General features: G+C 71.7%; 22 protein-coding genes and 1 tRNA gene. 5 read left to right on the top strand and 18 right to left on the bottom strand.

Translation table 11 applies throughout. The features are described from left to right. Positions 1-3: 3 nt before the first annotated feature. Positions 4-3678 carry a transcription-repair coupling factor gene (gene mfd, locus ACFQ58_RS15615; protein WP_376952086.1) on the bottom strand — a complete coding sequence of 1225 codons (3675 nt, stop codon included), beginning with the start codon at positions 3676-3678 and terminating at the stop codon, positions 4-6. 91 nt (positions 3679-3769) lie between these two features. On the opposite strand from mfd, the gene ACFQ58_RS15610 reads away from it, so the two are divergent. Further along, a complete protein-coding gene (locus ACFQ58_RS15610; RefSeq protein ID WP_376952085.1) occupies positions 3770-4495 on the top strand; it encodes an RNase H family protein in 726 nt (241 codons plus the stop codon). A 16-nt stretch (positions 4496-4511) separates the two neighbouring features. Here the strand turns inward: ACFQ58_RS15610 and pth are convergent, their stop codons facing one another. Together pth and ACFQ58_RS15600 are read right to left on the bottom strand one after the other, a co-directional pair. After that, entirely contained in the window at positions 4512-5096 is a 585-nt protein-coding gene (gene pth, locus ACFQ58_RS15605; protein ID WP_376952084.1) for an aminoacyl-tRNA hydrolase, read from the bottom strand. Between the two features lie 159 nt (positions 5097-5255). Beyond that, on the bottom strand, positions 5256-5897 hold the full coding sequence (locus ACFQ58_RS15600) for a 50S ribosomal protein L25/general stress protein Ctc (protein ID WP_376952083.1): 642 nt from the start codon (positions 5895-5897) through the stop codon (positions 5256-5258). A gap of 242 nt (positions 5898-6139) precedes the next feature. On the opposite strand from ACFQ58_RS15600, the gene ACFQ58_RS15595 reads away from it, so the two are divergent. The 3 genes from ACFQ58_RS15595 (at position 6140) to ACFQ58_RS15585 (ending at position 8951) form a co-directional block, all read left to right on the top strand. After that, on the top strand, positions 6140-6862 hold the full coding sequence (locus ACFQ58_RS15595) for a FadR/GntR family transcriptional regulator (protein ID WP_376952082.1): 723 nt from the start codon (positions 6140-6142) through the stop codon (positions 6860-6862). A gap of 125 nt (positions 6863-6987) precedes the next feature. Further along, positions 6988-8457: an NADP-dependent phosphogluconate dehydrogenase gene (gene gndA, locus ACFQ58_RS15590; protein ID WP_376952081.1), complete on the top strand. Its 1470-nt coding sequence runs from the start codon at positions 6988-6990 to the stop codon at positions 8455-8457. A 143-nt stretch (positions 8458-8600) separates the two neighbouring features. Beyond that, a complete protein-coding gene (locus tag ACFQ58_RS15585) occupies positions 8601-8951 on the top strand; it encodes a hypothetical protein (protein WP_376952080.1) in 351 nt (116 codons plus the stop codon). Here the strand turns inward: ACFQ58_RS15585 and ACFQ58_RS15580 are convergent. The 4 genes from ACFQ58_RS15580 to ACFQ58_RS15565 all read right to left on the bottom strand — a co-directional run bounded on the left by ACFQ58_RS15580 (position 8948) and on the right by ACFQ58_RS15565 (position 13227). Continuing rightward, on the bottom strand, positions 8948-10681 hold the full coding sequence (locus ACFQ58_RS15580) for a long-chain-fatty-acid--CoA ligase (RefSeq protein ID WP_376952079.1): 1734 nt from the start codon (positions 10679-10681) through the stop codon (positions 8948-8950). The genes ACFQ58_RS15585 and ACFQ58_RS15580 overlap by 4 nt on opposite strands. Before the next feature lie 2 nt (positions 10682-10683). Continuing rightward, positions 10684-11661, bottom strand: a complete 978-nt coding sequence (locus tag ACFQ58_RS15575) for a ribose-phosphate diphosphokinase (protein ID WP_376952078.1) — start codon at positions 11659-11661, stop codon at positions 10684-10686. Between the two features lie 29 nt (positions 11662-11690). Further along, complete coding sequence (glmU, locus tag ACFQ58_RS15570) at positions 11691-13154, bottom strand: bifunctional UDP-N-acetylglucosamine diphosphorylase/glucosamine-1-phosphate N-acetyltransferase GlmU (protein WP_376952077.1); 1464 nt, start codon at positions 13152-13154, stop codon at positions 11691-11693. Position 13155: 1 nt separating this feature from the next. Then, positions 13156-13227: transfer RNA gene (locus ACFQ58_RS15565), tRNA-Gln, on the bottom strand. Positions 13228-13307: 80 nt separating this feature from the next. On the opposite strand from ACFQ58_RS15565, the gene ACFQ58_RS15560 reads away from it, so the two are divergent. Next, positions 13308-13802: a MarR family winged helix-turn-helix transcriptional regulator gene (locus tag ACFQ58_RS15560; protein ID WP_376952076.1), complete on the top strand. Its 495-nt coding sequence runs from the start codon at positions 13308-13310 to the stop codon at positions 13800-13802. An 8-nt stretch (positions 13803-13810) separates the two neighbouring features. Here ACFQ58_RS15560 and ACFQ58_RS15555 read toward each other — a convergent pair whose 3' ends face one another. The 11 genes from ACFQ58_RS15555 to ACFQ58_RS15505 form a co-directional block, all read right to left on the bottom strand. Continuing rightward, positions 13811-14470, bottom strand: coding sequence for a methionine ABC transporter permease (locus ACFQ58_RS15555; protein ID WP_376952075.1), 660 nt, complete (start codon positions 14468-14470; stop codon positions 13811-13813). Then, on the bottom strand, positions 14470-15498 hold the full coding sequence (locus ACFQ58_RS15550; protein ID WP_376952074.1) for a methionine ABC transporter ATP-binding protein: 1029 nt from the start codon (positions 15496-15498) through the stop codon (positions 14470-14472). Before ACFQ58_RS15550 ends, ACFQ58_RS15555 begins: the two co-directional genes overlap by 1 nt. A 102-nt stretch (positions 15499-15600) precedes the next feature. After that, entirely contained in the window at positions 15601-16491 is an 891-nt protein-coding gene (locus tag ACFQ58_RS15545) for a MetQ/NlpA family ABC transporter substrate-binding protein (RefSeq protein ID WP_376952073.1), read from the bottom strand. Between the two features lie 194 nt (positions 16492-16685). Further along, positions 16686-18560: an ABC-F family ATP-binding cassette domain-containing protein gene (locus ACFQ58_RS15540; RefSeq protein ID WP_376952072.1), complete on the bottom strand. Its 1875-nt coding sequence runs from the start codon at positions 18558-18560 to the stop codon at positions 16686-16688. A 139-nt stretch (positions 18561-18699) separates the two neighbouring features. Beyond that, the gene (locus ACFQ58_RS15535) at positions 18700-19659 is read right to left on the bottom strand and encodes a hypothetical protein (RefSeq protein WP_376952071.1); all 960 of its coding nucleotides are present in this window, start codon (positions 19657-19659) and stop codon (positions 18700-18702) included. A 188-nt stretch (positions 19660-19847) separates the two neighbouring features. Then, positions 19848-20807 carry a 4-(cytidine 5'-diphospho)-2-C-methyl-D-erythritol kinase gene (locus ACFQ58_RS15530; RefSeq protein ID WP_376952070.1) on the bottom strand — a complete coding sequence of 320 codons (960 nt, stop codon included), beginning with the start codon at positions 20805-20807 and terminating at the stop codon, positions 19848-19850. A gap of 36 nt (positions 20808-20843) precedes the next feature. Then, entirely contained in the window at positions 20844-21386 is a 543-nt protein-coding gene (locus ACFQ58_RS15525) for a DUF4287 domain-containing protein (protein WP_376952069.1), read from the bottom strand. A gap of 104 nt (positions 21387-21490) precedes the next feature. Next, complete coding sequence (gene rsmA, locus ACFQ58_RS15520) at positions 21491-22420, bottom strand: 16S rRNA (adenine(1518)-N(6)/adenine(1519)-N(6))-dimethyltransferase RsmA (protein ID WP_376952068.1); 930 nt, start codon at positions 22418-22420, stop codon at positions 21491-21493. Between the two features lie 67 nt (positions 22421-22487). Then, positions 22488-23438, bottom strand: coding sequence for a TatD family hydrolase (locus ACFQ58_RS15515; protein ID WP_376952067.1), 951 nt, complete (start codon positions 23436-23438; stop codon positions 22488-22490). Further along, positions 23435-24994, bottom strand: a complete 1560-nt coding sequence (gene metG, locus ACFQ58_RS15510; RefSeq protein WP_376952066.1) for a methionine--tRNA ligase — start codon at positions 24992-24994, stop codon at positions 23435-23437. The genes ACFQ58_RS15515 and metG overlap by 4 nt, the downstream gene beginning before the upstream one ends. A gap of 46 nt (positions 24995-25040) precedes the next feature. Beyond that, the gene (locus ACFQ58_RS15505; protein ID WP_376952065.1) at positions 25041-26156 is read right to left on the bottom strand and encodes an NADP-dependent oxidoreductase; all 1116 of its coding nucleotides are present in this window, start codon (positions 26154-26156) and stop codon (positions 25041-25043) included. Between the last annotated feature and the right edge of the window lie 30 nt (positions 26157-26186).

Genomic DNA, 26186 nt, shown 5'->3' with positions numbered 1-26186 from the left:
GGCTCAGCCCGCGGTCGCCGCCGCAGCGCCCTCGGCCGGCACGGGCTCGGCCGGGAAGATGACGCCGATGAGGTTGGACACCCACTCGATGAGGTCGGCGTCGCCGGGCGCCTCACCGCCGGGCGTGGGGAACGGCACGAGGATGACGTCGTTCTGCGGGAACAGCTTGGCGCCCGGGTACATGCGCTCGAGCCGCACGCGGCGGGAGTCGGGCAGCCTCGCGGGCGCGATGCGCAGCTTCGAGCCCGTCGCGATCACGTCGGAGAGTCCGGCGAGCTGCGCCTTCCGGCGCAGGCGCGAGATCGCGACGAGGTGCTCGACGGCCTCGGGCGGCGCGCCGTACCGGTCGGCCAGTTCCTCGACCACGAGGTCGATCTGACCCTCCTTGGCGGCCGGACCGCTCGCGGCGGAGAGCTTCTGGTACGCCTCGAGCCGCAGGCGCTCGGAGTCGACGAACTCCTCGGGGATGTGCGCGTCGACGGGCAGCTCGAGCCGCAGCTCGGTCTGGCCCTCGGCGACCTCGCCGCGGAACGCGTTGACCGCCTCGCCGATCATCCGCAGGTAGAGGTCGAACCCGACGCCTGCGATGTGCCCCGCCTGCTCGGCGCCGAGCAGGTTGCCGGCTCCGCGGATCTCGAGGTCCTTCAGCGCGATCTGCATGCCGCCGCCGAGCTCGTTGTTGGCGGCGATCGTCTCGAGCCGGTCGTGCGCGGTCTCGCTGAGCGGCTTGGCTGGGTCGTAGAGGAAGTACGCGTAGGCGCGCTCGCGGCCGCGCCCGACCCGGCCTCGCAGCTGGTGGAGCTGGCTGAGCCCGTACTTGTCGGCGCGGTCGATGATGATCGTGTTGGCGTTCGAGATGTCGAGGCCGGTCTCGATGATGGTCGTCGAGACGAGCACGTCGAACTTGCGCTCCCAGAAGTCGACCACGATCTGCTCGAGCACGTGCTCGTTCAGCTGGCCGTGGGCGACCGCGATGCGTGCCTCGGGCACGAGTTCGGCCAGCTGCGCGGCGACCCGGTTGATCGACGACACGCGGTTGTGCACGAAGAACACCTGGCCCTCGCGGAGCATCTCGCGGCGGATCGCGGCGCCGACCTGCTGCTCGGAGTACGGTCCGACGAACGTGAGGATCGGGTGGCGGTCTTCGGGAGGTGTCGCGAGCGTCGACATCTCACGGATGCCCGTGACCGCCATCTCGAGCGTGCGCGGAATGGGCGTCGCACTCATCGCGAGGATGTCGACGTTGGTCTTGAGCTTCTTGAGCTGGTCCTTGTGCTCGACGCCGAAGCGCTGCTCCTCGTCGATGACGAGCAGGCCCAGGTCCTTGAAGGAGACCTTCTCGGTGAGGATGCGGTGCGTGCCGATGACCATGTCGACCGTGCCATCCGCCAGCCCGGCGACGGTCTCGCGGACCTCCTTGTCGGACTGGAACCGGCTGAGCGCGCGCACGTGCACGGGGAAGCCCGCGAACCGCTCGGAGAAGGTCTCGAGGTGCTGCTTCACGAGCAGCGTCGTCGGGACGAGCATCGCGACCTGCTTGCCGTCCTGGATGGCCTTGAATGCCGCACGCACCGCGACTTCGGTCTTGCCGAAGCCGACGTCGCCGGCGAGCAGGCGGTCCATGGGGATGGGTCGCTGCATATCGGCCTTGACCTCGTCGATGGTCTGCAGCTGGTCGGGCGTCTCGGCGTACGGGAACGCCTCCTCGAGCTCGTGCTGCCATGGCGTGTCGGCGCCGAACGCGTGGCCCTTCGCCGCCATGCGCGCCGAGTAGAGCTTCACGAGCTCGACCGCGATGTCGCGCACCGCCTTGCGGGCGCGGCTCTTGGCGGACGCCCAGTCGCTGCCGCCCATCTTCGACAGGCTCGGCGCCTCTCCGCCGACGTACCGCGACAGGAGGTCGAGCTGGTCCATCGGCACGAACAGGCGGTCGCCCGCCTGGCCGCGCTTGGACGGTGCGTATTCGAGCACGACGTACTCGCGGATCGCGGTCGGCGCCTGCTTGATGCCCGCGGTGCGACTCGGGCCCGTCGGCCGCGTACCGGTGGCCACCTCGCGCTGCACGAGCTCGACGAAGCGGCCGATGCCGTGCGTGGAATGCACGACGTGGTCGCCGGGCTTGAGCTGCAGGGGATCGACGACGTTGCGCCGGCGGCTCGCGAGCTTCTTGACCTGCCGCGTGTCGTACCCGGCCGACCGGCCGTAGAACTCGGCCTCGGAGAGCAGCCCGAGCTTCGCCTCGGGCACCTCGAAGCCTGCCGACGCCTGGGCCTGGACGAGGTATGCGACGCCGGGTTCGAGCTCGGCGGGCACCGCATCGACGAGCCGGCCGGCCAGCCCGTGCTCGGCGAGCACGTCGCGGGCGCGCTCGACGAGCCCGTGCCCGGCGGCCGCGACCACGAGGCTCCACCCGTCGCGCAGGCGGTCGCCGACGTGCGAGACGGCACCCTCGACGTTGCCCTGGAAGCTGGGGACGGCCGACGCCGTGACGCGGACGTACGCGCCATCGGCGTCGCCCAGCGTCTCGCCGATCGCCTCGGCGGCGTCGCCCTGGTCGAAGCTCGAGAACGTCCACCATGCGCGCTGCGGGTCGGGCTCGCCGGGTGCGGTGAACAGCGCGGACGCGCGGAGCTCGCGCAGGGTCAGGAAGTCGCCGGCCTCGAGGTCGATGGGAGCGGCGGCGCCGGCGGTGGCGGCGTTCCACGCGGCGGCGAGGAACTCGCGGTTCGTCTCGGCGAGGTTCACGGCGCGCGTGGCGACGCGCTCGGGCGCGACGACGGCGACGGCGGCACCGGCCGGAAGGTAGGTGGTGACCGGCACGAGCCGCTCGAGCAGCGCGGGCGCCAGCGACTCCATGCCCTCGACCGGGATGCCCTCGGCGAGCTTCTCGAGCATGCCCGACAGGTTCGGGAACTCGTGCACCATCTCGCGCGCTCGCTGCCGCACCGGTTCGGTCAGCAGCAGCTCGCGGCTCGGCGCGAGGGCGACGCGCTCGACGCGATCGGGCAGGGAACGCTGGTCGGCCACCGAGAACGCCCTGAGCTCTTCGACCTCGTCGCCGAAGAAGTCGACGCGCACCGGATGGTCGGCGGTCGGCGGGAACACGTCGAGGATGCCGCCGCGCATCGCGAACTCGCCGCGGCGCGCAACCATGTCGACGCGCGCGTAGGCGAGGTCGACCAGGCGCTCGGCGATGTCGGTCAGGTCGTACCCGCGGCCGCCGGCGACGAGCTCGATGGGCTCGAGGTCGCCGAGATTGTCGGCGACGGGCTGCAGCGCCGCGCGCACCGACGCGACGACGACGAGCGGGTGGCCCGCCCCCTCGCCGGCCCATGCGCGCAGGCGCCGCAGGGCGTGCAGGCGCCGGCCCACGGTCTCGGCGCTGGGGCTCAGTCGCTCGTGCGGCAGCGTCTCCCAGGCGGGGAACTCGAGGACCTCGGCGCCGTCGAGGTACGGCTCGAGCGAGGCGCGCAGCGCCTCGGCCTCGCGGCTGGTCGCCGTGACGACGAAGAGGGCCGGCGGGTGCCCGGCCGCGGCTCGGCGCTCGAGCAGGGCGGCGATGAGCGGTGCGTCGAGCCCCGCGGGAGCCGAGAAGTCGGCGTTGCGCTCGGCCTCGGCCAGGGCTCGGTCGATCGTGGAGGCGCGCGAAAGCGCCGTGTTCAAGCCCTGCAGGATCACCGGAGCAGTCTACGCGCGGCCCCTGACACGCGGTCGAGGACGGTGGCCGCCGATAGCATGGTCGCCGCCCGCTCCGATCGGAAGGACCCGAATGATCATCGCCGCCGCCGACGGATCCGCGCTCGGCAATCCGGGGCCCGCCGGGTGGGCCTGGTACGTCGACGACGCGTGCTGGGCCGCGGGCGGCTGGCCGCGCGGCACCAACAACCAGGGCGAGCTCACGGCCGTCCTCGAGTTGTTCCGCGCGACGGCGCACCTCGACGAGGAACTGCTCGTGCAGTGCGACAGCCAGTACGTCATCAACGCCCTCACGAAGTGGATGCCGAACTGGAAGCGCAAGGGCTGGCGCAAGGCCGACGGCTCCCCCGTGCTCAACCTCGAGCTCATGCAGTCGCTCGACGAGGCGCTCCGCGGTCGCCGCTACCGCTTCGAGTGGGTGCGCGGGCACGCCGGCCATCCCATGAACGAGGCGGCCGACGAGCGGGCGCGCGCGGTCGCGACCGCCTACCAGCGCGGCGGCGACATCCCGGCCGGGCCCGGGTGGAGCGGCGCGTGCGAACCCGCGGTCGACGCGCTGGTCTCGCCGTCCCTTCCCGAGATCGACCTCGAGACGGAGGTCACGGCGGCGGCGCCCACCGACGCCGACCTCCGCGACGACCGTGCCGGCGCCGATGCCGTGCTCTTCGACTTCGACGATCCGTCCGCCGACTGGACGACCCTGACCCTCGAGCTCACGACCGAGGAGCACACGCGGCTGCTCGAGCGCGCCCGCGCGGCCGGGACGTCACCCGACGAGTTCCTCCGCGGCCTGATCTGACCCGTCCCGGCTCGGGTCAGGCCGGGGAGTGGAACTTCTGCTGCGCGGCGACGAGCCCGTGCTCGACGACGGCCTCCACCGCGTCCGCGGCATCCGACAGCAGGTTCGGCAGGGCGTCGCGCTCGGGGCCGGCGAAATCGCGCAGCACGAAGTCCGCGGCATCCATGCGGCCCGGCGGCCGCCCGATGCCGACGCGCACGCGCGTGAACTCGGGCGAGCCCGCGGCCTTCTGGATGTCGCGCAGGCCGTTGTGGCCGCCGTGACCGCCGCCGCGCTTCAGCCGCACGGTGTCGAAGGGGATGTCGAGCTCGTCGTGCACCACGATGAGCCGGTCGGCGCCGAGCGAGTAGAACTTCAGCAGTGCCGACACGGGACCGCCGGAGGTGTTCATGTAGCCGTTGGGCTTCGCGATGACGAGCTTGGGGCGGCCCGGTCCGAGGAATCCCTCGGCGACGCGCGCGGGCGTCTTGTGGCTCTTGAAGCTCACGCCGACGCGGGCCGCGAGCTCGTCGACGACCATCTGGCCGACGTTGTGCCGGTTGCCGGCGTATTGGGCGCCGGGGTTGCCAAGGCCGACCACGAGCCAGGTGTTGTCAGGCACGGCCTCGTCCTTCCGGCGGCGCAGGAGGCGGTCGAGCAGGTCCACTGGTGCCTCCGGACTGGTGGGTGGGAACGGCGGAGGGCCCGCGGCCCCGCGATCCGAGCGTACCCGGATGCGGCGCCGCGAGCCCTCGCGACGGATGCGACGGATCGCGGACGGCTACTCGGCCGACTCCTCCGTGGTCTCCTCGGCGCCCTCGGCCTCCTCGCCCTCGGCGCCCTCTTCGCCCTCGGCCGCCTCGAGCTCCTCGCCCAGGTCGACCTTCTGCGGAACGTGCACGTTGATGACGAGCGTCTCGGGGTCGCTGAGCAGCGTGGCGCCCTTGGGCAGCTCGACGTCGCTCGCGAACAGCTTGGTGCCGTCCTCGAGGGCCTCGACGCTGACGACGACGTTCTCGGGGATGTGGGTGGCCTCGACCTCGAGCGAGAGCGTGGTGGCGTCGAGGTCGGCGATCGTGCCGGACTCGGGCTCGCCCTCGACGTGCACCGGCACCTCGACCTGGACCTTCTCGCCGCGCTTGACGACGATGAGGTCGAGGTGCTCGATGATCTGGTGCACCGGGTCCTTCTGGACGTCCTTCACCAGGGCGAGCTCGGTCTTGCTGCCGATCTTGAGCTCGAGCACCGCGTTGGCCTTGCGCACCAGCAACAGGATCTGGTGACCCGGCAGCGTGAGGTGGCGGGGGTCGGTGCCGTGGCCGTAGAGCACGGCGGGGATCTTGCCGGCGGCGCGGATCTTGCGCGCCGCGCCCTTGCCGAACGTCTCGCGCGCTTCGGCGACGACCTTGTTGTCTTCGTCCATGATGATGGCTCCTTGCGGGCTCTCGGGCCCAGAGTGGGGTGTCTGTCTTCTACTCGAACGCATGCGCGTGAGGAACAGCCGTCAAGCTCGCTTCCACCGCGTCGATCACGGATGCCACGACCGGGCGGACCCGGCCTTCGGCGGCATCCCTCGCCGAAGTTCAATCGCCCAGTCTAGCGGATGCCGCGGGCGGCCGTATCGCTGCCGCCTCGCCGCCGAGACGCCGCCGTTATCCTCGACGCATGAGCTCCCGCCTGCACGACCTGGCCGTCGAGCACCTCGGCACGCGGATCGTGTCGGGTGAGCTCGCGCCGGGCACGGTCCTCCGGACCGACGCGCTCGAGGACGACCTGCGCGTCTCACGGTCGGTCGTGCGCGAGGCGGTGCGCGTCGCGCAGTCCCTCGGCCTCGTCGAGACGGTGAAGCGCGTGGGCATCCGCGTGCTGCCGATGCGGTCGTGGAACCTGTTCGATCCCTCGGTCATCAGGTGGCGGCTCGAGTCCGCGCAGAAGGGCGCGCAGCTGCGTTCGCTCACCGAACTGCGCACCGCGATCGAGCCGGTGGCGGCCGAGCTCGCGGCGCGGTTCGCCCCGCCCGCGCTCGCGAGCGAGCTCATGGGCATCGCGGCGTCGATGCGAACGGCCGGTCGGGCGGGAGACGCCGACGCCTTCCTCGAGCTCGACGTCGACTTCCATCGGCTGGTGCTGCGCGCGTCGGGCAACGAGATGTTCGCCGCGCTCGGCGACGCCGTCGGCGAGGTGCTGCGCGGGCGCACGTCGAGCGGGCTCATGCCGACCCATCCCAACGAGGACGCGATGCAGTGGCATGTCGACGTGGCGGACGCGATCCTCGCGGGTCGTCCCGAGGCGGCGCGCGAGTCGATGCTGCGCGTGCTCGGACGGACGGCCGACGACGTCGCGCGGACGTGGCAGGACCTGCCGCGTGCGGAAGCGGCGACGGGATGACGGCGGCAGCGCCATCCGGGTTCAAATCATATTTAATCGATGTCATACTGATTGACGTCTGATTCTTGAGCGGCACCCGACTGCTAGCGTGGTGCCGGAAACCGCACCGACGCAGGAGCACGAGCATGCCCGAGAGCACCACACCCGCCAGCGCCAACATCGGAGTCGTCGGACTCGCCGTGATGGGGTCGAACCTGGCCCGCAACCTCGCCAGCCGCGAGGGCAACACCGTGGCGGTCTTCAACCGCTCCCCCGAGCGCACGCGCACGCTCACGACCGAGCACCCCGAGGCCGGCTTCGTCGCCGCCGAGAGCTACGACGACTTCGTGGCGTCGCTCGCCAAGCCCCGCAAGGCGATCATCATGGTGCAGGCCGGCAAGGGCACCGACGCGGTGATCTCCGAGCTCGTCTCGCGATTCGAGCCGGGCGACATCATCGTCGACGGCGGCAACGCCAACTTCCACGACACCATCCGCCGCGACGCCGAGATCGCCCCGACCGGCATCCACTTCGTCGGCGCCGGCATCTCCGGCGGCGAGGAGGGCGCTCTGCACGGCCCGTCGATCATGCCCGGCGGCTCGGCCGAGTCGTACGAGACCCTCGGTCCGATCCTCGCGTCGATCGCCGCGGTCGCCGAGGGCGAGCCCTGCGTGACCCACGTCGGCACCGACGGCGCCGGCCACTTCGTCAAGATGGTGCACAACGGCATCGAGTACGCCGACATGCAGCTCATCGCCGAGGCGTACGACCTCATCCGCCAGGGCACCGGCAAGTCCCCCGCCGAGATCGCCGACATCTTCGCCGAGTGGAACACGGGCGAGCTCGAGAGCTACCTCATCGAGATCACGGCCGAGGTGCTGCGCCAGGTGGATGCCGCGACCGGCAAGCCGCTCGTCGACGTCATCCTCGACGAGGCCGGCGCCAAGGGCACGGGCGCGTGGACCGTGCAGAACGCCCTCGAGCTGGGCGTGCCCGAGTCCGGCATCGCCGAGGCCGTCTTCGCGCGGAGCCTGTCGTCGAAGCGCGCCCAGCGCGACGCCGCGGCCGACCTGCCCGGACCGTCGGGCGACTGGACCGTCGCGGCCGACGAGGCCGACGCCTTCGTCGAGGACGTGCGCCGCGCCCTCTACGCGTCCAAGATCATCGCCTACTCGCAGGGCTTCGACGAGATCGTCGCCGGCGCCGAGCAGTTCGGCTGGGACATCAAGAAGGGCGACATCGCCAAGATCTGGCGCGCCGGATGCATCATCCGCGCCCGGTTCCTCAACCGCATCGCCGAGGCGTACGAGGCCGATCCGGGCCTCGTCGCCCTCGTGACGGCCCCGTACTTCCGCGACGCCGTCGCGGGCGCGCAGGACAGTTGGCGCCGTGTCGTGCAGGTCGCGGCCGGCGCGGGCATCCCGACCCCGGCATTCTCCTCCTCGCTCGCGTACTACGACGCGCTGCGCGCCGACCGCCTGCCGGCCGCGCTCGTGCAGGCCCAGCGCGACTTCTTCGGCGCGCACACGTACAAGCGGGTCGACAAGCCGGGCGTGTTCCACACGCTGTGGTCGGGCGACCGTTCGGAGATCGAGATCACGCCCTCCTCCCACTGAGCGACGGCGCCGGACGCGGTGAGCGGGGTTATCCTGACCATCACGTCACCGCGTCCGGCGCTGCCATCCGTCGTCGCCGCCGCCGCGGTCGCACGAGCCCGCTGGATCCCCAGTGCTCGTCGGGTGGTCGGGAAGGAGAGCGGATGAGCGACTGGCATCCCGAGTTCGACGACGACGACCGCCCTGTGCGCACCGACCGCCGTCGGCGCATGCTGCGCGTCGTGGTGCTGGTCGCGCTCGCCGGGATGCTGCTCCCGCTCGTGCTCTCGGCCTACGGCGTGGGGCACTCGGCGGCCGACCGCGCGTGCGCGATCTACGCGACGGCGTACCACTCGACCGCCTCGTCCCGGGTCGCCCTCGACCTCTTCGCCGAGGGCGGCCCGGGCTGGCTCTGCTACGCCGAGGTCGGCGCGGGCGACCGCGGCGTGCTGCTCGGCAACCTCGGGCTCATGCCCGGGGCGCCGCGGCTCATCGAACCGGGGCGCGAGACCTAGGCCGAGCCCTCGCCGGCACCCGTGCCCGCCTCGGCCGCGAGCAGCTGCTCCTTGACCTGGCGACGGATGACCTTGCCGATGAGCGAACGCGGCAGGTCGTCGACCTGCATCACGCGTCGCGGCACCTTGTAGGGCGTCAGCCGTTCCCGGGCCAGCGAGCGGATCGACTCGGCGTCGAGCGAGGCGCCGGGTCGCAGGACGACCGCGACCACGACCTCCTCGCCGGAGCGCTCGTCAGGCAGTCCGACCACGGCGCAGTCGTCGACGTCGGGGTGGTGCCGGATGGCGTCCTCGACCTCGCTCGGCGCGACGTTGAAGCCGCCCGTGATGATGAGCTCCTTGATGCGGTCGACGACGCGCACGAAGCCGCCGTCGTCGATCGTGACGATGTCGCCCGTGCGGAACCACGGCGCCCCGCCCGCGGGGTCGTCGACGAACACCGCGGCGGTCTCCTCGGGCTTGTGCCAGTACCCCTGGAACACCTGCGGCCCGCGAACGACGAGCTCGCCGCGCTCGCCCGCGGGCACGTCGCGCGTGGGCTCGTCGGGGTCGACCACGCGGGCCTCGGTGTCAGGCAGGGGCAGGCCCACCGTGCCCGCCTTGCGCGTGGGCGCCACCGGGTTGGCCATGAGGACCGGCGAGCACTCCGACAGGCCGTAGCCCTCGACGAGGTAGCCGCCCGTCAGTGCCTCCCACGGCTCGACGACGTCGGCCGACAGCGGCATGGCGCCCGAGATGGCGATCGGGATGCCGCGGAGCGAGACGCCCTCGTCGACGGCCGCCTTCGCGAGCCGATCGTAGATCGGCGGCACCGCCGGCAGGAACGTCGGCGGCCGCTTGCGCGCGACCTTCAGCACCATGTCGGGGTCGAAGCGCGGGAACAGCACGAGTCGCGCCCCCATGCTCATGGCGAACGTGAGGCACAGCGTGAGCCCGTAGGCGTGGAACATCGGGAGCACGGCGTAGACCACCGACGTGCCGCGCTCGACCTCGGGCACCCAGGCGCGTGCCTGCGCGGCGTTCGCGAGCAGGTTCGCGTGCGTCAGGGTCGCACCCTTCGGGCTGCCGGTCGTGCCGCTCGTGTACTGGATGAGCGCCACGTCGCCCACGTCGGGCCCGTGGATGTGACGGGCGATGCGATCGGATGCCACGAGCTCGTGCCACGGCACGGTGCCCTCGACGCGCGTGGTGAGTGCGGCCCGCGCCTCGCGTGCCTTCGCGATGGGCAGGCGCAGCGCGGCGCGCGTGGTGAACGGCATGGCGCGCGTCAGGTCGACCGAGATGACGTGCCGCATCGCCAAGTCGTCGGGGAAGTCCTGGATGGAGGCCACGACCTTGTCCCACGCGATGACGACACGGGCGCCGTGGTCTTCGAACTGGTGCCGCAGCTCGCGCGGCGTGTACAGCGGATTGTGCTCGACGACGATCGCGCCGAGGCGCAGCACGGCGTAGAAGGCGACCACGTGCTGCGGGCAGTTCGGCAGCACGATGCCGACCGGGTCGCCCCGCTGCACGCCGAGCCGGCGCAGGCCCTCGGCCGCGCGCTCGACCTGCTCGAGCAGCTCGGCGTAGGTCGTCACGCGTCCGAAGAACTCGAGCGCGGGCCGGTCGGGGTAGGCCTCGGCGGAGGCGTCGATCAGGTCGACGAGCGAGCCGGTGGGCGCGGGGAGCTCATGCGGCACGCCAGGAGCGTAACTGGCGAGCCAGGGTCGCGCCGCGGCATCCGACATGGTCAGGCCGCCCCGTCGAACATGCTCGTCACCGAGCCGTCGTCGAAGACCTCGTGGATGGCGCGCGCGAGCAGCGGCGCGATGGGCAGCACGGTCAGGCGGTCCCAGCGCTTCTCGGGCGGGATCGGCAGCGTGTCGGTGACGACGACGCGGTCGATCGCCTCGGACTGGAGGATCTCGACGGCCGGATTCGAGAACACCGCGTGGGTCGCGGCGACGACGACGCCGATCGCCCCGTTCTTCTTCAGCGCCTCGGCCGCCTTCGCGATCGTGCGACCGGTGTCGATGAGGTCGTCGACGAGCAGGCAGACCCGGCCCTCGACGGTGCCGACGATCTCGTGCACCGAGACCTGGTTGGGCACGAGCGGGTCGCGGCGCTTGTGGATGATGGCCAGCGGCACGCCCAGCTTGTCGGACCAGATGTCGGCGACCCGCACGCGGCCCATGTCGGGCGAGACGACGGTGAGGGTCGACGGGTCGAGCAACGCGCGGAAGTGCTCGAGCAGCACCGGCATCGCGAAGAGGTGGTCGACCGGGCCGTCGAAGAAGCCCTGGATCTGCGCAGCGTGGAGGTCGATCGACATGATGCGGTCGGCGCCGGCCGCCTTGTACAGGTCGGCCACCAGCCGGGCGGAGATCGGCTCGCGGCCGCGGCCCTTCTTGTCCTGACGGGCGTACGGGTAGAACGGCGACACGACGGTGATGCGCTTGGCCGAGGCCCGCTTGAGGGCGTCGACCATGATCAGCTGTTCCATGAGCCACTCGTTGATCGGCGCGGCGTGCGACTGGATCACGAAGGCGTCGGTGCCGCGCACGCTCTCGTCGAAGCGGGCGTACAGCTCGCCGTTCGCGAACGTGCGCGCGTCGGTGGGCATGAGCTCGGTGCCGAGCTCGACCGCGATCTGCTCGGCGAGCTCCGGATGCGCCCGCCCGGAGACGAGCACGAGGCGCTTCGATCCGGTGGTCTCGATTCCCGACATGTGTGCTGTCCTTCCCACCGGAGTCGCTCTCAGTCCTGGCCCTGCTCGTCGCCTTCCGTGGCGGATGCCCCGGTCGCCTGCGCCGCCTCGGCCGCCTCGGCGGCCTTCGAGCCCGCGCGATGCGTGGACACCCAGCCGTCGAGGTTGCGCTGCGGCGCGACGTTCACGGTGAGCGCACCGGCCGGGACGTCCTTGCGGACGACCGTGCCGGCCCCCGTGTAGGCGCCGTCCCCAATCGTAACGGGCGCGACGAACACGCCGTGCGAGCCCGTGCGCACGTGCGAGCCGATCGTCGTGCGGTGCTTGTTCACGCCGTCGTAGTTCGCGGTGATCGACCCGGCGCCGATGTTGGAGCCGACACCGATCTCGGCGTCACCGACGTACGAGAGGTGCGGCACCTTGCTGCCCTCGCCGATGTGGGCGTTCTTGGTCTCGACGAACGTGCCGATCTTGCCGTCGGCGTCGAGCACCGTGCCGGGCCGGAGGTAGGCGAACGGCCCGACGGACGCGCCCCGGCCGATCACGGCGAGCGTTCCGTCCGTACGCTTGACCTCGGCATTCGCGCCGATCTCGCAGTCGACGAGCGTCGTGTCGGGGCCGACGACAGCCCCGGTCGCGATCGCCGTCGCGCCCTTGAGCTGCGTGCCGGGCCGGATGGTGACATCGGGCTCGATGCGGACGGCGAGGTCGATCCAGGTCGTCGCCGGGTCCTCGATCGTGACGCCGTTCAGCTGCCAGCCGCGCACGATCAGGGCGTTCAGCCTCGCGGCCGTCTCGGAGAGCTGCGCACGGTCGTTGACCCCTGCGACGAGCCACGACTCCGACACCGGACGCGCCTTCACCTCGGAGCCCGCGGCCCGGAGGTGCTCGATGACGTCGGTGAGGTACTTCTCGCCCTGCGCGTTCTCGGTCGTCAGGTTGGCGAGCTGGTCGCGCAGCGCGTTCGCGCCGAAGGCGTACACGCCCGCGTTCACCTCGTCGATCGCGAGCTCGTCCTCGGTGGCGTCCTTCTGCTCGACGATGCGATCGAACGCGCCGTCGGCACCGCGCACGATGCGGCCGTACCCGCTGGGGTCGTCGTAGCGCGCCGAGAGCACGGAGGCTGCGAGCCCGTCGGCGCGGTGGCGCTCGAGCAGCTCGGTGAGCGTCGAGGCGTTCAGGAGCGGCACGTCGCCGTTCAGCACGAGCACGTCGCCCGCGAAGTCGGCGGGCAGCGCCTCGACGGCCTGCTCGACGGCGCGGCCGGTGCCCGGGATCTCGTCCTGGTCGACGATGACCGTGCCGGGCAGCTCGCTCTCGATCGCCTGCGCCACCAGGTCGCGCTCGTGCCGCACGACCGCGACGACGTGCGCCGCGTCGAGCGCACGTGCCGTCGCGAGCACGTGCGCGATGATGGGCGCGCCCGCCAGCGGGTGCAGGATCTTCGGGGTGGCCGACTTCATGCGCGTGCCCTGGCCCGCGGCGAGCACGATGATCGCGAGATTGGTGTCCATGCTCCGCCACCAGGATTCGAACCTGGTCCTCACAGCTCCAAAGGCTGTCGTGCTGCCGTTACACCATGGCGGACTGCACCGGCGGAGCCCGCCGAGCGCCTACCAAGTCTGCCACGCGGCGGCGCGCCATCCCGCCGATGCGATACTGGCCGCATGACGGCGGACGCGGACGAGGTGGACCGGATCGTCGACGACTGGGAGCGCGAGCGCCCCGATCTCGACTTCGCGCCGCTGCAGGTCTTCTCGCGCGTCGGCCGGCTCTCGAAGCTGCTCGATAGGGCGCGCAAGCAGGCGTTCGAGCGGTCCGAGCTCGAGTCGTGGGAGTTCGACGTGCTTTCGGCGCTGCGCCGGGCCGGTGCGCCCTATCGCCTCCCGCCGAAGGCGCTGCTCGCGCAGACGCTCGTCTCGAGCGGCACCATGACGAACCGCATCGACCGGCTCGTCTCACGCGGGCTCGTGACGCGCCAGACCGACCCGCACGACGGCCGTGGCATCCTCGTCGAGATGACTCCGGGCGGCGTCACGCGCGTCGACGCCGCCATCACGCGGCTCGTCGACGCCGAGGCCGAGCTGCTCGCAGGTCTGCCGGCCGCCGAGCAGCGTCGGCTGGCCGCGCTGCTGCGCAAGCTGTCGCTCGGGTTCGCCTGACCTGCCGGCTACCGCCGCAGCACGCGCCGCGCCAGCCAGTTGCCGAGGTACTGCACGACCTGCACGAACACTACGATGAGCAGCACCGCGGCCCACGTGACGACCGGCTCGAACTGCCGGTACCCGTACAGCTGCGCGAAGTAGCCGAGGCCGCCGCCGCCGATGAGCCCGGCCATGGCCGACATGTCGATCACCGCGATGACGATGAACGTGTAGCCGAGGATCAGCGGGCCCAGCGCCTCGGGCACGACGACGGTGCCGAGGATGCGCCAGGGTCCGGCGCCCATCGAGCGCGCCGCCTCGATCACGCCCGGCCGCACGGTGATGAGGTTCTGCTCGACGATGCGGCCGATCGCGAACGCCGCCGCGAGCGAGAGCGCGAAGATCGCGGCATCCGTGCCGATGCCCGTGCCGATCACGGCGCGCGTGAGCGGCTGGACGGCAGCGATGAAGATGATGAACGGGATGGGCCGGAAGAAGTTGATGACGACGTTGAGCAGGTTGTTCACGACCGTGTTCGGCATCAGCCCGCCGCGGCGCGTGACGTAGAGCCCGACGCCGAGCAGGAATCCGCCCGCGCCGCCGAACAGCATGGTGAGCGCCACCATGTAGAAGGTCTCGGCCGCTGCGGTCCAGAACTCCGGGGCCAGTTCGATGAGCTTGTCCATCAGCGGGCCTCCGTCACGTCGGCGTGCTGCGCGATCGCGGCGATCGCGCGGTCGATCGCGGCATCCTCGCCCCGGATCGCCAGGGTGAGGTGCCCGAATGCGCGACCGCGGATGTCGTTGATGCCGCCGTAGACCAGCTCGAACTCGACCCCCGCCTCGACCAGGTCGAGGAACACGCGCGCCTGCGACGCGTCGCCGTCGCGGAACGAGCACGTGACGATGCGCCCCTCGTGTCGCTCGCGCAGCACCGCGAGCTCGGCCGGCGACGGCACGCCCTTGATGACCGTGCCGACGAACTTCTGCGACGACGGATGGCCCGGGCTCGAGAACACGTCGAAGACGTCGCCGTGCTCGATCACGCGGCCCCGATCCATCACGGCCACCTTCGTCGCGATCGACTGGATCACGTCCATCTCGTGCGTGATGACGATGATCGTGACGCCCTGCTCCTCGTTGACCCGCTTGAGGAGCGCCAGCACCTCCTGGGTCGTCTCGGGGTCGAGCGCACTCGTGGCCTCGTCGGCCAGCAGGATGCGCGGACGCGTCGCGAGCGCGCGAGCGATGCCCACACGCTGCTTCTGGCCGCCCGAGAGCTGGTCGGGGTGGGCGCCGGCCTTGTCGGCGAGGCCCACGAACTCGAGGAGCTCGGCGACCCGCGCCTTGATGTCGGCCGGCTTCCAGCCGGCGACCCTGAGCGGATAGGCGACGTTGGCGCGCACGGTCTTCGCGTCGAACAGGTTGAACTGCTGGAAGATCATGCCGATGCCGAGCCGGATGGCGCGCAGCTCGCGCTCGCGCAGGCCCGTGATCTCTCGGCCGTCGATCCGGATCGAGCCGCTCGTCGCGGGCTCGAGCGCGTTGACGAGCCGCACGAGCGTGGACTTTCCGGCACCGGAGTAGCCGATGATGCCGTAGACGTCGCCGGCCTCGATCTCGAGCGACACGTCGTCGATGGCGGTCACGACGTCGGCGCGCCGATCTGCGGCCGGGTAGGACTTGGAGACGTGCTCGAGGGTCACGAGCGCCATGGGGTTCCTCCTCCGCGCACGCCCGAGCGGGCGAGGGCTGCTCGTGGCGCCCCCGCCCGCTCGCGTGCGGTCGATTCGTGGGTCAGGCTCGGGCCCGGTGCGTCAGCCCTGTGCCCGCGTGTCGTCCTCGACGTCGGCGAGCGACGCCTCGAGGTCCGCGACCGGGATCTCCACCGACACGCCCGTGCCCGCCGACGCCTCGTCGAGGCCGGCCTGCACCTCGGGGTCGGTCTGGAAGATCTCCACGAGCTTCAGGTAGGTCTCGTTCTCGGCGTCGTCGGCGCGCGCGGCGAAGATGTTCACGTACGGCAGCGCGTTCGGGTCGGTCGGGTCGTCCTTCGCGATCGCGTCCTCGAACGAGAGGCCCGCGTCCTCGACGAAGTCGTTGTTGATGACGGCGGCCGCGACATCCGGCAGGCTCGTCGCGGTGAGCGACGCCTCGAGCGGCGTCACCTTCACCTTGGACTTCGCCTCGTCGATGTCGGCGACGGTCGAGAAGATCGAGCCGCCGTCCTCGAGCTCGATCAGGCCCGCCGACTGCAGCACGAGCAGCGCACGGGCGAGGTTCGAGGGGTCGTCGGGAATCGCGACGGTCTCGCCCTCCTCGATGTCGTCGACCGACTCATACTTCGTGGAGTACAGGCCCAGCGGGTAGATCTGCGTCGAGCCGATCGGCGTGAGGTCCTCGTCGGCCGACACGTTGTAGTCGGCGAGGTAGACGATGTGCTGGAACTGGTTGAGGTCGAGCTCGCCCTCGGTCAGCGCGGGATTCGGCTGGGCGTAGTCGGCGAAGTCGACGAGCTCGATCTCGATGCCGGCCTCGGCGGCGGCCTCCTCGAAGGCGGGCCACTGCGGGTCGGACTTGCCGACGACGCCGATGCGGACGACGTCGTCGCCACCCTCGGCACCGGCGCCCGAGGCGCAGGCCGAGAGGCCGATGACGAGCGGAGCCGCGGCGAGGGCGGCGAGGATCTTGGTGCGGGTGCTGGGCATGGCGGTGCGGTTCCTTTCACGTGGGCGCGCGCGATCGGCTGCCCTGGTGTGGGCATGGTGGAGACGGCATGGCTCCGCCATCCGAGGATGCGGTGGGGGCGTCGATGCTGCGATCGCGGGCGCATGTCCACGCTAGGCGAAGTTCCTGCGCCCAATTGACCACTTGGTCATCGAGCGTCACAGATCCTTCGGCGTCAACCTTCGAGCTGCTCGGAAACTCCGAGCCAGCGCGTCTCGAGGTCGGCCACGGCGCCCTCGAGCTCCGCCAGTTCGTCGCCGAGCGCGCCGAGCCCGACGTAGTCGGACTGGTCGTGCCGCGCGAGCTTCTCGTGCTGCCGGCCGATCTGCGCCTGCAGCTTCTCGAGGCGCCGGTCGATCGAGGAGAGTTCCTTCTCGGCGGCGCGGCGGTCGGCGCCGGAGAGCGTCGGTTCCGGTCTCGGCACGCCGCCTTCGGCATCGACTCGACCGCCGGCGGCCTCGCTCGGTGCTCGAGTCGCACCCGGCACAGCCGCCCGCGTCTCGAGACCCTGCCGCCGCAGTTCGAGGTACTGCTCGACGCCGCGCGGCAGGTCGCGCAGGTGCCCGTCGAGGATCGCGACCTGGCGGTCGGTGACGCGCTCGACGAGGTACCGGTCGTGGCTGACGACGAGCAGCGTGCCCGGCCACGCGTCGAGGAGGTCCTCGATGGCGGCGAGCATGTCGGTGTCGAGGTCGTTGGTGGGCTCGTCGAGGATGAGCACGTTCGGTTCCTGAAGCAGGATCAGCAGGAGCTGGAGCCGGCGCCTCTGTCCGCCGGAGAGGTCGCGCACCGGCGTCGCGAGCTGCTGGTTCGTGAAGCCGAGCCGCTCGAGCAGCTGCCCGGGCGTGAGCTCCACCGCCTTCGAGCCCGAGCCGATCGTGTAGCTCATGCGCTGCGCGGCGACCACGGCGCTCACGCGCTCGTCGGTCCACTCCGCGAGCTCGGCGAGCTCCTGGCTGAGCACCGCGATCTTGACGGTCTTGCCGCGCTTGACCCGCCCGGTCGTCGGCTGCACCTCGCCCGTGACGAGCTTCAGCAGCGTCGACTTGCCGGCTCCGTTGACGCCGAGGATGCCGGTGCGCTCCCCCGGCGCGATGCGCCACTCGAGCTCGTGCAGCACGGTCCTCCTCGCCGGACCGCCGAGCGCGGCATCCCGGACCGGGTACTCGACCGAGACGTCGAGCAGGTCGACGACGTCCTTGCCGAGGCGCGACACCGCGAGCCGGTTGAGCTCGACCGGGTTGCGCACGGGCGGCTCGTTCTCGATGAGCTGGTTCGCCGCCTCGATGCGGAACTTCGGCTTGCTCGTGCGTGCCGGCGCGCCGCGGCGCAGCCACGCGAGCTCCTTGCGCATGAGGTTCTGCCGCTTGGCCTCGGATGCCGCGGCCATCCGGTCGCGCTCGACGCGCTGCAGCACGTAGGCGGCGTATCCGCCCTCGAACGGTTCGACCAACCGGTCGTGCACTTCCCACGTCGCGGTGCACACCTCGTCGAGGAACCAGCGGTCGTGCGTGACGACGACGAGCGCGCCGTCGCTCGCCGCCCAGCGGCCCTTCACGTGCCGCGCGAGCCACGCGATGCCCTCGACGTCGAGGTGGTTCGTCGGCTCGTCGAGGAACAGCACGTCCCAGTCGCCGACCAGCAACGCCGCGAGCCCGACGCGACGTCGCTGCCCACCCGACAGGTCGCCGACGCGGCCCTGCCACGGGACATCCGCCAGCAGGCCCGCGATCACGTCGCGCACCTTCGCGTCGCCCGCCCACACGTGCTCCTCGATGCCGCCGACCACGGCGTCGGCGACGGTCGTCGCCGGGTCGAGCGCGTCGGCCTGGTCGAGCATGCCGATGCGGATGCCGCGGCGCACCGTGACGCGCCCGCCATCGGGCTCGAGCCGGCCCGCCAGCAGCTTCATGAGCGTCGACTTGCCGTCGCCGTTGCGACCCACGATGCCGATGCGGTCGCCCTCGTCGATGCCGAGGGTGACCTCGTCGAAGACGACGCGCGTGGGGAACTCGAGGTGCAGGCGCTCGGCGCCCAGGAGGTGTGCCATGTCCTGCCCACCCTACTTCCCCGCCCTCGGGCCTCCTCGACCCACCCACCCAGGGGTCGAGAGTATGCCGATCGTCGTGAATGGCGACCGTTCACCGTCGTTCGACATACTGTCGACGTTTCCGGAGGATGGCGCGGTGTCAGGGCATCGTGATCGGGCGCCAGCCGCGGCTCTCCAGGCGGCGGGCCACGCGGGTTGCGAAGGCGGCGGAGTCGCGAAGGTGTCCGTCGGCACTGACGTCATCCCTCGTCGCCTGCACGATGAGCCACCCCTCGTCCAGCAACCGTTCGAGTCGCCGCACGTCCGTTCGGAAGCGCTCGGGCTCGCGGTGGAGATCGCTCTGGTACTCGATGCCCACGCGGTACTCCGGAAACGCGAGGTCGATCATGGCGACGAACGCACCGAGCGCGTCCACGACCGAGTGGTTCGGTGACGGCTCGGGAAGCCCCGAGCGCCCCAGGTCCAAGCGCATGAGCGTCTCGCGGCGCGACAGCGAGCCGTACCTGACGAGCTCGAGTGCGCCGCGGAGCCGCGTCGAACCGCGACATCCCTTGTGGCGCTTCAGCGCAGACTCCAGTTCCGTCCGACTGCACAGCGCCGGATGTCGACCGCTCGGCTCGCCGCCCGTGATCAGGAAATCGGCGACGGCCACGAGATCGTCCTCTCCGAGAAGCGATCCGAGCTGGCACCACGTATCAGCCGGTGAACTCACCCGGACGCCTGCGAGCGAGGTCACCCCGAGCCGCTCGGGCTGGATCACGTGGCCGACCACTCCAGCTGCGAGCGACCGCGTCGACCCACTCGGCACGGCAACGTGGACGCGCCGGTCCCGCTCGAGGTGATGCGGAAGCGGCATGCCCCAGACGAGTGCGGCCGTGACGTGCGAGAACACCTGTCGGGCCGGCATCCGGACCGCGTACGCCATGGCCCGCGAGCGCGCGTCATCCGCGATGGTCGCGTGCTGTCGGATGCCGTGGAACGGACGCCTCAGGTCGGACGCGGAGAGGCGGCTCGGGTGAACGCCGACCAGGCCGGCGCGCTCGACCGTGAAGGCCGGTCGGGTGAGCAGGTCGGGCGGGAGGGCTCGAGGATGGCGCACACCCTCACCCTGCCGCCAGACCCGCGTCGACGCCCGGAGTTCTCCACATCCCGCATCGACGCACGGCGAGAGTATGCCGAACGTCGGGTTCGGAACTGCTTCGGCGACGTTCGGCATACTCTCGCCGCCCAGGTGCGTCGAGCAGACGCGGTGCGGGGAGAGCCGGGGCGGGTGGCGCGGCGCGCGGGTCAGTGGGTGAGGACGCGGGCGCCGTGTACCGGACCATGCACGCGGACGGCGGTCAGGCGCGCCGCCGAGAGGGCGACCTGCAGCTCGATCGCCGAATCGGCGTCGTCGACCAGGAACGCCACCGTCGGCCCGGAACCGGAGACGAGCCCCGCGAGCGCGCCGTTCTCGATGCCGAGTTCGAGGATCCCCGCGAGCCCGGGCGCGAGCGCGAGCGCGGCGGACTGGAGGTCGTTGTGCAGCGCCGGCGCGAGCCGGCGGGCGTCGCCGGCCCGCAGCGCCTGCAGCACAGCCGCGTCGACCGTGGGCGAGTCCAGGCCGACGGCCGCGCCGTGGGCGTGGTCGCGCCACGACGATTCGAGCCCCGAGTCGCGGCGACGGTCGAGCTCGCGGTACACGGCGGGCGTAGAGAGCCCGAACTCCGCGACGGCGAGCACCCAGTGGAACGACCCGGTCGCGAGCGCGGGGCTCAGCCGGTCGCCGCGGCCCGTGCCGATCGCCGTGCCGCCCGAGAGCGCGAACGGCACGTCGGCACCGAGCGACGCGGCGAGCGCGTGCAGCTCCTCCTTGGGCAGGGCGGTCCCCCAGAGCGCGTCGCACGCGACGAGGGTCGCCGCGGCATCCGCCGACCCGCCGCCCATGCCGCCCGCGATCGGCACGTGCTTCTCGATCTCGAGCCGGACGCCGCCCGGGACGCCCGCGTGCCGGGCGAGCAGCTTCGCCGCGCGGATCGCGAGGTTCGAGGCATCCGTCGGCAGCAGGGCCGTGTCGATGGACCCCGCGAACGCGACCGAGAACTCGTCGTCGGGCCACGCCCGCACATCCTCGTAGAGCGAGACCGCCTGGTAGGCGGTCGCGACGTCGTGGTAGCCGTCGGCGTCGAGCGCGCCGACGCGCATGAAGACGTTGATCTTGCCCGGCGCCCGGACGTGCACCGCCTCGTCGGTCGCCGGCATCGTCATGCGCTCCACGCTAGGGCATGGCCGAGGCGTGACGGGTCAGCCGACGCGTGCGAGCCACTCGCGCAGCGTGGCCTTGATCTCGGCGACGCGCGAGCCGTCGGGCATCCGGCCCCAGGTGAGCGAGATCGACGAGCGTCCCTCGCCGCGAGGGCTCGAGGCGGCGAGCACGAACTCCCCGCCGTCGAGGTGGAAGCGGGCGGTCGGATGGCGCGCGCCCGTGTTGCGCGCGAGCGCCTCGACCCCGGTCTCGGCGGTGACGACGTCGGCGAGCGCCTCCAGCGCGGCGACGGGATCGAGCGCGACCGTGCGCGACACGCTCGCCTCGAACCGGCCGTCCTGTCGCTGTCCGGGATCGCGGATGCCGCGTGCCTGCTCGTACGCGACGGTGACGTGCTGCGACCACCACGCGTCCACGCCCTGGTCGCCGGAGAGCCAGGCGGCGATCTCGGCGTGCCGCCACTCCGCGGCTCCGGCGTCGTCGAGCATCGCGAACCACTCGTCGTGCGTGCGCCCCGTGGCGTCGCGCACCGACTGGTCGCCGGCGCCGTCGCGGGAGGATCCGATGCTGCCCTCGCTCATGCCGACACGGTACCCCCGCATGGGGGCGCGGTCGCAAGGGGTCGCCGTGCACTCACCGTCGCGCTAGGCAGCGGACCAGGCGGCGCGGGACACCGCGCGCGGTGCTACGCGCTCGGCCCGACGTCCGTGACGGCGGCGGATGCCGCGGATGCCGCGGTGCGCGCGATCCTCAGGAAGTCGTCGACCGTGAGCTGCTCGCCGCGCGCCTGCGGGTCGACGCCCGCACGCTGCAGCACGCCGCTCGCCGCGGCGGCCGAGCCGCCGAACCGCCCGGACAGCGACTGGCGCAGCATCTTGCGCCGCTGCTGGAACGCGGAGTCCACGAGCTCGAACACGGCGACCCGCTCGGCCTCCGTTCCGGGCGGATCCCCGGGCGCCTCGCCACGCTCGAAGCCGACGAGGACGGAGTCGACGTTCGGCACGGGCCAGAACACCATGCGCGAGACCTGACCGGCGATGCGCCATCGGCCGTACCACGCCGCCTTCACGCTCGGCGCGCCGTACACCTTCGATCCGGGGTCGGCGGCGAGCCGGTGGCCGACCTCGGCCTGCACCATGACGATGCCCGAATGCAGCGACGGGAACCGCTCGAGCAGGTGCAGGAGCACGGGGACCGACACGTTGTACGGCAGGTTCGCGACGAGCCGCACGGGTTCGCCCGACAGCTCGGTGACGCGCAGCGCGTCGTCGTGCACGACGGTGAGCTTCGTGCCGGGCTGCATGACCGACACGGTGTGAGGCAGCTGCTCGGCGAGACGACGGTCGATCTCGACCGCGATCACGTCGGCCCCCGCCTCGAGCAGCCCGAGCGTGAGCGATCCGAGTCCCGGCCCGATCTCGAGCACGGTCTCGCCGCGCTCGACGCCGGCCGTCTGCACGATGCGCCGCACGGTATTGCCGTCGTGCACGAAGTTCTGCCCGAGCTTCTTCGTGGGCGAGACCCCGAGGACATCCGCCAGGTCGCGGATCTCGGCGGGTCCGAGCAGGCGCGGGGTGTGGTCGCCCCCGTCGGCCTCGTGCCGATGCGCGTTCACGTCCGCTTCCCCCGCACGGTCTCGATCGTCCGGCAGGTCGGCCCCGCCGTCGTCGCGGCGCGCCGACTCACGGCGATCCCGCACCCGACGGGCCTGCACCCGCGGCTCCGGCACCGGATGCCTCGAGCCCGTCGTTCCACGACCCGTACGCACGCACGGTGTTGCCGGCCACCTGCGCGCAGAGCTCGTCGAGGTCGGCGTCGAGCACCTCGGCCATGAACCGCATGGTGTGCGGCACGAGGTACGGCGCGTTGGGCCGCCCGCGCAGCGGCGCGGGGGTCAGGTACGGGGCATCCGTCTCGACCAGGATGAGCTCGAGCGGCACCGCGCGAAGGGCCTCGCGCAGGTTCTCGGCGTTCTTGAACGTGACATTGCCGGCGAACGAGCAGTACCAGCCGGACTCGCCCGCGAGCCGGGCGAGGTCGGCGCCGCCCGAGAAGCAGTGGAAGATCGTGGTCTCGGGCGCGCCGACGCGCCGCAGCGTCGCAACCACCTCGTCGTGCGCGTCGCGGTCGTGGATCTGCAGCGCGACCCCGTGGCGCTTCGCGATGTCGATGTGCGCCTCGAAGGAGCGGTACTGCGCGTCGCGTCCGTCGTCGCCGGTGCGGTAGAAGTCGAGCCCGGTCTCGCCGACGGCGCGCACGCGCGGCTGCGCGGCGAGCTCATCGATCACGGCGAGGGCCGCGTCGAGCTCGCCGCGCGCGTCGAGCTCGGGTGCCTCGTTCGGGTGCAGTGCCACGGCCGCCAGCAGGCGCGGTTCGCGGGCCGCGAGCTCGGCCGACCAGCGGCTCGTCGCGACATCCGTGCCGACCTGCACCGCGCCGGCGACGCCGACGGATGCCGCGCGCTCGAGGTGCTCGTGCGCCGTCAGCGGCAGCGCGCCGTCGGCGATCTCGAGGTGCGTGTGGTTGTCGTACACCGCGACGGCGAGCGGCTCGGGCGCCGGCGGGTACTCGGCCGCGCGCCCGCCGTCGGAACGCGTGCGCAGGTGGGCCGCGCCATCCGCGCCAGGCGTCACTCGGCGACCTCGACACGCGGGAACAGCGGCTCGAGCGCCGACACGCGCGACCCGACCGGCCACTCGTGCGCACGGTCGATGCGCTGCTCGTCGACGCTGCCGTCGGCGCCGAGCGCCGACCAGAGCTTCGCGGTCGCCTTCGGCAGCACCGGCGAGAGCAGCACGGCGAGCGTGCCGAGCCCGTGGTACGCCGTGGCGAGCACCGTCTCGAGGCGTTGCCTCTGGTGCGGATCCTTCGCGAGCGCCCACGGCTCCTCGGCGGTCAGGTACCCGTTGAGCGCGTCGACGAGCGTCCAGGCCGACGCGATGGCGTCGTGGATCTCCAGGCGCTGGATCGCGGCCCACGCGGCATCCGTCGCCTCGCGCTCGATGCGCACGATCTCGCGATCGGCCGCGCTCGGCTCGCCGCCGGCCGGCACCTCGCCGTCGCAGTACCGGCCGATCATCGCGATCACGCGCGAGGCGAGGTTGCCGAAGCCGTTCGCGAGCTCGGCCTGGTACCGCGCGGCGAGGTCCTCCCAGGAGAACGAGCCGTCCTGGCCGAAGTGGATCGCCGAGAGGAAGTAGTACCGGAACGCGTCGGAGCCGAACGTGTCGGTGATCTGCTCGGGCGCGATCCCCGTGAGCTTCGACTTCGACATCTTCTCGCCGCCGACGAGCAGCCAGCCGTGGCCGAAGACGCCGCGGGGAACCTCGAGTCCGGCCGCCATGAGCATGGCGGGCCAGATCACGGCATGGAACCGCAGGATGTCCTTGCCGACGATGTGCTGGGCCGGCCAACGTCGGGCGAACTCGGCGTCGTCCTGGCCGTAGCCGGTGGCCGTGACGTAATTGAGCAGGGCGTCGAACCACACGTAGACGACGTGCGTCTCGTCCCACGGCACCTTCACGCCCCAGTCGAACGTCGATCGCGAGATCGACAGGTCCTCCAGGCCACGGCGCACGAAGCTCACGACCTCGTTGCGCGCCGACTCGGGCTGCACGAAGTCGGGGCGCGACTCGTAGAGCTCGATCAGCTTGTCCTGGAAGGCCGACATCCGGAAGAAGTAGTTCTTCTCGTGCAGCAGTTCGACCGGCTTCGAATGGATGGCGCAGACGAGCTGGCCCTCGTACTCCCCCGTGCCGTCGACGAGCTCGGACGGCTGCTTGTACTCCTCGCAGCCGACGCAGTAGTAGCCCTCGTACTCGCCGGTGTAGATGTGACCGTCGTCGTAGAGCTTCTGCAGGAACCTCTGGACGTTGACCTCGTGACGCTCATCGGTCGTGCGGATGAAGTCGTCGTTGGCCACGTCGATGGTGTCGAGCAGCGGCTTCCACGCCTCGTCGACGAGCTTGTCGGCCCACGCCTTCGGGCTCACGCCGTTGGCGGTCGCGGTGCGGAGGATCTTCTGGCCGTGCTCGTCGGTCCCCGTCAGCATCCACGCGTCGCGCCCCGCCTGCCGGTTCCACCGGGCGAGCACATCGGTCGCGACCTCGGTGTAGGCGTGCCCGATGTGGGGCACGTCGTTGACGTAGAAGATGGGCGTGGTGATGTAGAACGAGGAGGCGTCGGCCATGCGGACAATCCTACGGGCGCCCGCATGACCGAGACGCCGGGCGCCGTCACTGCTCGGGCGGCTGCTCGGGCGGCTCCGGAGTGCCCCGCGGATGGGGCTCCTCGCCGTGGCGCAGCTGCCGCGCGCGGCCGTCGCCGATGACCGGCGGAAGCATGTCCTCGACGTTGAGCGGGGTGTGCGGAGTCGGCACGCCGATCGTCACGTCCTGCTCCTTCAGTCGCGACGGCTTGACCTTCTGGCGGTCGTACCCGACGAGCTTCATGCCGATCACGATCTTGCCGGCGGAGTCGCGCTGGTCGAGCTGGCGGTAGGCGTCGCCGATGTCGGCCAGCGGGAACACGTCGGCGATCGGAAGCCGGATCTGCCGTTCGGCGGCCAGCTGCGCGATCCGTCCGAGCGCGATGGTGTCGCCGGCGTAGAGCTTCACGGCGAAGTTGTCCTCGACGGCCGCCCAGTCGGTCGTCGTGAACACCCGCGACGGGAGCACGCCGAGCTCGGCCGCGGAGGCCGCCTGTCCGCCGAGGAAGTCGAGGAAGGCCGTGACGGGCTGGTCGGTCACTGCGCGCACGTTCGCGGCCAGGTCGGCGCCGTACTCGAGTGGGATGACGCCGAACTGCCGTAGGAAGTCGAAGCGCGCCTGGGCCGTGGTGCCGATCACGACGGCGCCGCGCGCCTTGGCGAGCTGCGCCGCGAGGCATCCGACGCCGCCGGCTGCGGCGGTGATCACGACCACATCGCCCGCGCCGATGTTGAGGCCCTCGACTGCGCCGAGCGCGGTGGTGCCGGCGACGTACAGCGACCCGGCGACCTCCCACGGCAGCGACGTCGGCTTGGGCAGGAGCTGCGCTTCGGGCACGACCACGTGCGTCGCCTGCGCGCCGCGCGCGACGTAGCCCATGACCTCCTCGCCGCGATGGAACCGGGTCACGCCGGGCCCGGTGCCCGCGACGATGCCGGCGAACTCGCGTCCTTGGCCGGACGGGAACTCGACCGGCCACCGCTCGGGATGGGCGCCCAGCCGGACCGCCGACTCCACCGGCGAGATGCCCGTGGCGACCACTTCGACGAGGACCTCACCCTGTGCCGCTTCCGGGACGGGGATCTCGACCACCTCCAGCACGTCCGGACCGCCGAATTCCGAGAATCGAACCGCCTGTGCCATGTCACACCCCCGACTCGTGCCCCCAGGGCA

The organism is Agromyces sp. NPDC056523 (assembly GCF_042794545.1).
Taxonomy (GTDB): Bacteria; Actinomycetota; Actinomycetes; order Actinomycetales; family Microbacteriaceae; genus Agromyces.
The sequence above is the reverse complement of the archived record's forward strand: the minus strand, read 5'-3'. Positions and strand labels throughout refer to the sequence as shown.